General features: G+C 33.7%; 9 protein-coding genes. All 9 read right to left on the reverse strand.

Translation table 11 applies throughout. The features are described 5' to 3' along the window. Nucleotides 1-194: hypothetical protein (locus tag DXB43_RS14790; RefSeq protein ID WP_147343701.1), on the reverse strand; the 194-nt coding region annotated here is incomplete at its 3' end. 816 nt (nt 195-1010) lie between these two features. Next, the gene (locus DXB43_RS14795; protein WP_147422406.1) at nt 1011-1343 is read right to left on the reverse strand and encodes a hypothetical protein; all 333 of its coding nucleotides are present in this window, start codon (nt 1341-1343) and stop codon (nt 1011-1013) included. Between the two features lie 87 nt (nt 1344-1430). Further along, nucleotides 1431-2057, reverse strand: coding sequence for a hypothetical protein (locus tag DXB43_RS14800; protein WP_117842375.1), 627 nt, complete (start codon nt 2055-2057; stop codon nt 1431-1433). A 158-nt stretch (nt 2058-2215) separates the two neighbouring features. Further along, entirely contained in the window at nt 2216-2548 is a 333-nt protein-coding gene (locus DXB43_RS14805; RefSeq protein ID WP_117842376.1) for a DUF2185 domain-containing protein, read from the reverse strand. Nucleotides 2549-2881: 333 nt separating this feature from the next. Continuing rightward, nucleotides 2882-3115, reverse strand: coding sequence for an Imm74 family immunity protein (locus tag DXB43_RS14815; RefSeq protein ID WP_117842377.1), 234 nt, complete (start codon nt 3113-3115; stop codon nt 2882-2884). A gap of 130 nt (nt 3116-3245) precedes the next feature. Then, nucleotides 3246-3563: a hypothetical protein gene (locus DXB43_RS14820; protein ID WP_117842378.1), complete on the reverse strand. Its 318-nt coding sequence runs from the start codon at nt 3561-3563 to the stop codon at nt 3246-3248. A gap of 171 nt (nt 3564-3734) precedes the next feature. Then, nucleotides 3735-4319 carry a DNA/RNA non-specific endonuclease gene (locus tag DXB43_RS14825; protein WP_158561528.1) on the reverse strand — a complete coding sequence of 195 codons (585 nt, stop codon included), beginning with the start codon at nt 4317-4319 and terminating at the stop codon, nt 3735-3737. Between the two features lie 132 nt (nt 4320-4451). Further along, nucleotides 4452-4904: a hypothetical protein gene (locus tag DXB43_RS14830; RefSeq protein ID WP_117842380.1), complete on the reverse strand. Its 453-nt coding sequence runs from the start codon at nt 4902-4904 to the stop codon at nt 4452-4454. 13 nt (nt 4905-4917) lie between these two features. Further along, a partial coding sequence (locus DXB43_RS14835) for a hypothetical protein (RefSeq protein ID WP_117901615.1) occupies nt 4918-5562 on the reverse strand: 645 nt, incomplete at its 5' end.

A 5562-nucleotide genomic window follows, 5' to 3' on the forward strand; every position in this document is an offset into this window, starting at 1 on the left:
TTTGCAAGATTCATATGATAATCCCACATATAGCTTCTTACATGCTCTGCTGCCTCTCCGTGTATTTCCGACATGGCAGCAATCTCTACAATGCTGCTTCTTACCGCATCTATCTGCTCTATCCACCGGTCAAGCTGTGCCAGAATCAGTTCCCGAATGCTGGTAATTTCTTCATACTTTACCTGAAATCCCATAACTTTCTCCACTTTTATTATTCTGTTTTTATCCTGTCTGTTATCTATTTTTCCCCTTTTCCATTCGACTTTCAAGGAAAAATATTCGACTTATTTTTGTCTGAAATTCGACTTTTCAGCACCCTATATTCGACTTTTGTGCCACCCTTATTTTTATTATATTTTTTCTTCCAAATTCCTTGTTTTATGCTGTTTTTCTCAAAATTTCCTTTACCGCTTTCCAGCAGATTCAAGGTCGAGCCAAAAATTTTTTAAGTCGAATCATATATAAAAACCGGTTACACTCATGTACGAAGTACGAATTGGTTGTGCATTTTTAACAACTGACAGGAATAAGTTCCTCATGAAAAATCCTCAAAAGTCTTACCCTTCAGATGCTCTCTGGATGGGTAATGCCTTCCAGAAATACAGTGCCGTAGGTCTGCTAATATCATTGGAAGACTGCTTGCAAGACGGATACGCGATATGCAACTGCTCATGAAGCTGATTCATCAGTCTAGATTTACATTCTGCTTTACGTTTCTCATAATACGCTCGAAAAGCTGAATGTCTTGGTATACCCTTTGATGATACCTGTATCATCTGGATTGCCCTGTAACAGAAAAATAGGAAATGCACCATAGCCCATAGCAGCTACGGAACCTCTCCTATTATGTGTTTTTGTTTAGGTAGAATGAGAAATTTTCATCCCCATATTCCTCTGTTGCGTGCTATTGTAACATGTTTTTTTGAAGCATTAAGAAAAATATCAAAAAATTATTACTCTCACATAATTAAAATTATATTGTTTCATAATAATTTTTCTCTAAAATGAAATCATCGGGAAAAATAGGACATACTATCTCTTTTATAATTCCAAAATAATTCATCTCCATTATCTGTAATACCCCAGAGAAACAAACCTGTTTTGCCGTTATAAAAATCAAAAGAAAACTGTTCTGGAAATTCACTTTGCATACTTATATACGCATCTTTCATAACGTTAAACTTCTCTATAGAATTTAAATTTTCATTTTCGGAAAATGGGGATAATATCCACAAAAACTCATTAATCCCTCCTTCTCCATGAAAATCGATAAACCGCTTATAGTCCTCTGGAAAAATAATTCCTATTTTTTCTCTATTTCTTCCCATGCGTTTTTTTTGCACTCTCCTTGTTGAACAGGAAAAAATTCATTAATGTCATGATTCATAAACAAACCTGCTTTCTATTCAATACTGTTTGATATATTGTCATCAAATGTAACCATTGTTTAATTCTCCGTTTTCAAATTTTTCAATAATTTTTTGACGCTCTATACTATCTTCAGATTTGAATTTCTTCCGCAAACTTATTACATCATTTGATTCTTTAATGCTGCTTCTGTCTTTAATTATCCCTTTATTATATAAAATTCCCATAACAGCAGTACTCCTGTTAACCTTATTACTATTATTAATATAAATGTCTACAAGAATGTTATATAATCGCTGACAAGGCTTACAATATGACAAAATTGAAACATATGATATCGTTTCCGGAGATGCATCAATATTTTTTTTAATTATATCTAAATATCCCTCATCTCCCGTAGCCTCATACAATATTTTACCAATTTCAACACTTGCTTCACTTGGTATTTGTAATAAATAAGGACTTTCTTTTAAAGCCTTGATACCATCATATTTTTTTAACTTAGGAAAAAATTGTGCTAATTCTATTTCATTTTTATTAAAAAAAGCATCCCAAATAATATCTTCTACTTCTTCTCGCTCCCAATCATATATTTCTTCCATCACTTCTGGATAATATCCATCCATTTTATCTGAGCCGTTTGCATTCAATTGTTTTATTAAACAATCATAAGCTTTACTATTTTGCATCTATAATTACCTCCTGAATAATAATATCATTTTCTTCGAGGATTGGTTTTTCTATATTTGACCAAAATTACAATATAATTCCGGATAAGTAAAACGCATCGTTCTCATAATATCAATCTTTCCTGAAAACAATGCGTTTTAACCTTATATAAAAAATACTATATTTTAAATATTTTCCCGGTATTATTATCTAAAAAGAATTTCTTTCCATTCTCTTCTACCAATTCTATGTCTGTCCCCACTTCGCAATTGTATATTGCGATAATTGCCGGTTCGATATTGGCAACTGTATTAAAATCACATATGCACATATTATCTGCTTTACTCAAATACTCATCGATATCAATATCCGAAAAAAATCTCCAACCATTGTCAATATTATTTAGCGATTCTTCTCTAACACACCATTTTAATTTTCCTTTATGATCTAAGATATTTTTTGAAACAATGCATCCACCTGCATCAGCAATAAAAGTCACTACTTTACTCATACTTTTTCAACCTCCCTAATAAACTTGCTCTATATGGCAATAGTGCTGCCAGTTCCAATGGTGATTTTCCCCATACATTCTTATGATTAACTAAAATATTTTTCTGTGCAAACCAAATCTGATATAAAGGTTCTAATTCCTCATCTGTATATTTCATGTTAATCAAATATTGTAATGGTACCCTTCCCCTTTTATCTGTTTAAAAGTTTACTACATATTTTCCATTATTTCTACTACTTTTTCCCAGTACCTCCCACTACTAGCCAGTCTCACCTTCCGCTTTTGAAACCGATTTTTATATCTGAAATACCTCATGTGGAGACATAATACATATTATTCAAAAACAATTTGAACCGTATTTTCATTCATGTTTCTCTGAACTTCCTGTATTATACTCTCAATTTGCTCTTCTAGAAGTTCTTCATGCTCATGTGGTGGCTCCCAAAATTTCATTGTATCTCTATATGCCACAAACTTTTTGCCTACAAGCATTTCTCCTTCTGCTCTTACAACATATCCGTTCTCCAAATCAATTTTTACATAATTCATACTACCTGTTATTTTCATGTTTTTCTACCTCTCGAAAATAATTTTTCAATCATCTCCACAGCATCTAGTTCTATGAAAACAATACGTTTGCATCTTTAAAGAAACTATGTTCCGTTGTGATTTCAGATATTCTTATACAAAGTCATTATTAAATATAGTCTTTCATAATGTTCCAAACCCTTTTTACTTCGTCATTATATTTCTCATTCAACTGATTTTTCAATTGAACATCTGCATCATAAATGATGAAATCGCCTAACCCACCTCTTGCAACAAACAATTTATTATAACTTTCTATCAAGTATTTCATTTTTTCACCATTGCTCTCATCCGAGTCAATACAATTAACTTGTCCCATAAGAATTCTTAATATCCCGTTATATTGTCCATATCCATATTTTTGTACCATTTTTCCAATCTCTATATACGCCTCTCGCAACTGCAAAAACTCTTCATTTCCTATCATTCTTCTATTTCCAATCTATTGTAATGTTCATTTTTTAATTCTCGAACTTTATCACACCACTCACTATCAAGGAGACAAAAATTACAATATAATTCCAGATAAGCAAAACGCATCATTCTCATAACATCAATCTTTCCTGAAAACAATGCGTTTTAACATTAACATCTACATCTACTTTTTTCCCTCGCTTATAGCTTTTGCCCATTGATTTTCTATTTTCTTATATTGACTCAAATTAACATCTTTTGATGGAGATACTATATTATCCAAATTTGGTGAACCGCCAAACCTATCTCCTGCTAAGTGTCCCGCATAATCTCCTGCAATTTTTCCTGGAGTGTTTGGGTTATGTTTTAGCCGACCATTTCGTTTCGTTAATTGTAGATTATCAGTATTCCAATTGGATATTCTTCCATTAGCATCTGTTTCGTAATTATACTTAAATTCACCTGTCTGATAGCTAATATTGGGTTTTAAATTTCCAGCTTCATCAAAAGGATTATCTGTAAAGACTTTTTGTGCTGTGTTTCTACCACTCTCCCCAACATTCCCCAGTTGCTGTTTTCTAAGTTCCAACAGCTCCTCCGGGTTTACTTTCTTTAATGCAAGTGCTTCGTCTACCTTTCCGATTCCTCTTATTTCTGCCTCTGTGAGCCCTTCCTTGCTTCCATTCTCAAGAAAATCAAGATATTTCTGGACATCTTCCTTTGACATTCCTTCTGCAAAAGAACCGTGTAATCCACTTACATTTGCCATGGAATCTATCTCGTTGAGCGTTCCATATGTTGCCATTCCGGTTAGTGAACCAACTACAAAGCCTGCCAGTGGACTGGTAAATTTCTTCTGTCATGCTCTTTTCCATGTAGCTGCTGGCTGCCATGGCATCACTCACTGCAACTCTAATTCTTTTTTTAAGTGTTCCAATTCAGAATCTCTCATATCACATACACATATTTCAATAATATCATCTGTTTCTGACAATCCAAAATACACTTTGTCCATTTTTATATAATGTGAACTTTTTTTGTCTGATAATATTATTCTGCTACCATTAGAATACAAAATAGTTTTAAAAACAGGGCATTCTATATCATCACTATGAAAAATTATCTTTCCATCTTCAAAATTTTCCACCACTAGCTTATCCGTAGTTTCTGAATACTCCTTGCAAAGCAGTAGCGTTATTCTTTTTAATAACTTACTCTTTATACCCACTGTAAATTCCAATGAAGAAGTTTTATCTTTTGAATACGAAATATATTCAACCGCTTCCTTATCCTTATTAAATATAATCTTCAAAGGAATATATTCTTCCAATTCCATATCTATTATATCTTGCATATTCTTGTACCTCCTAATGCCATCCATTAAACTGTGCATGTTTTATTACTGGCAACTGTCCTGCTTGTCTTGACTGAGCAAATATAAATTTCCAATTACCTTCCGTAATCTTTTCTCCATAAACAATTCCTGATTTAGTTGCCTCCTGAAGCGAACCATAAAAATCACTCATAATTTCTTGTGTATAAAGATTAGGATTTGTATATGCTGTGCCATTTCCCGTAGTAATCCCCTTATAAACTTCTTCATACATATGTTCAGTTGCATTTCCATGCACCCACATTTTTTCTCCATTAACCTCTATCTCAAATGATTTTGGAATATTAGTATACGGATACTTTTCTTGAGTTGGGGTAATATTATCCCATACAGTACCCGTCTTACTACCACTCTCTCCAACATTCCCCAACTGCTGCGGTCTTTTTACATTATTTACTACTTCCAGCTCTGCCTCACTGAGCGTTCCATATGTTGCCATTCCAGTTAGTGAACCAACTACAAAGCCTGCCAGTGGACTGTTGGTTGCTTCTGTCATGCTCTTTTCCACATAGCTGCTGGCTGCCACCGTCAGTCCCTGCTTTGCATACTCTGTTACTACAGCCCTTCCTATGGATGTTCCTGCACTTACTGCTGCATTTGCTGCCATTCCTCCGGTCAG

It is taken from the genome of Roseburia sp. OM04-10BH, from assembly GCF_003462605.1.
Lineage (GTDB): Bacteria > Bacillota > Clostridia > Lachnospirales > Lachnospiraceae > Roseburia_C > Roseburia_C amylophila.

Excerpts from the sequence above, each read along its gene's own strand:
- DXB43_RS14820 (WP_117842378.1), bottom strand. The coding sequence starts at position 3,563 with ATGATAGGAAATGAAGAGTTTTTGCAGTTGCGAGAGGCGTATATAGAG.
- DXB43_RS14805 (WP_117842376.1), bottom strand. The coding sequence starts at position 2,548 with ATGAGTAAAGTAGTGACTTTTATTGCTGATGCAGGTGGATGCATTGTT.
- DXB43_RS14830 (WP_117842380.1), bottom strand. The coding sequence starts at position 4,904 with ATGCAAGATATAATAGATATGGAATTGGAAGAATATATTCCTTTGAAG.
- DXB43_RS14825 (WP_158561528.1), bottom strand. The coding sequence starts at position 4,319 with ATGGCAAATGTAAGTGGATTACACGGTTCTTTTGCAGAAGGAATGTCA.
- DXB43_RS14815 (WP_117842377.1), bottom strand. The coding sequence starts at position 3,115 with ATGAAAATAACAGGTAGTATGAATTATGTAAAAATTGATTTGGAGAAC.
- DXB43_RS14800 (WP_117842375.1), bottom strand. The coding sequence starts at position 2,057 with ATGCAAAATAGTAAAGCTTATGATTGTTTAATAAAACAATTGAATGCA.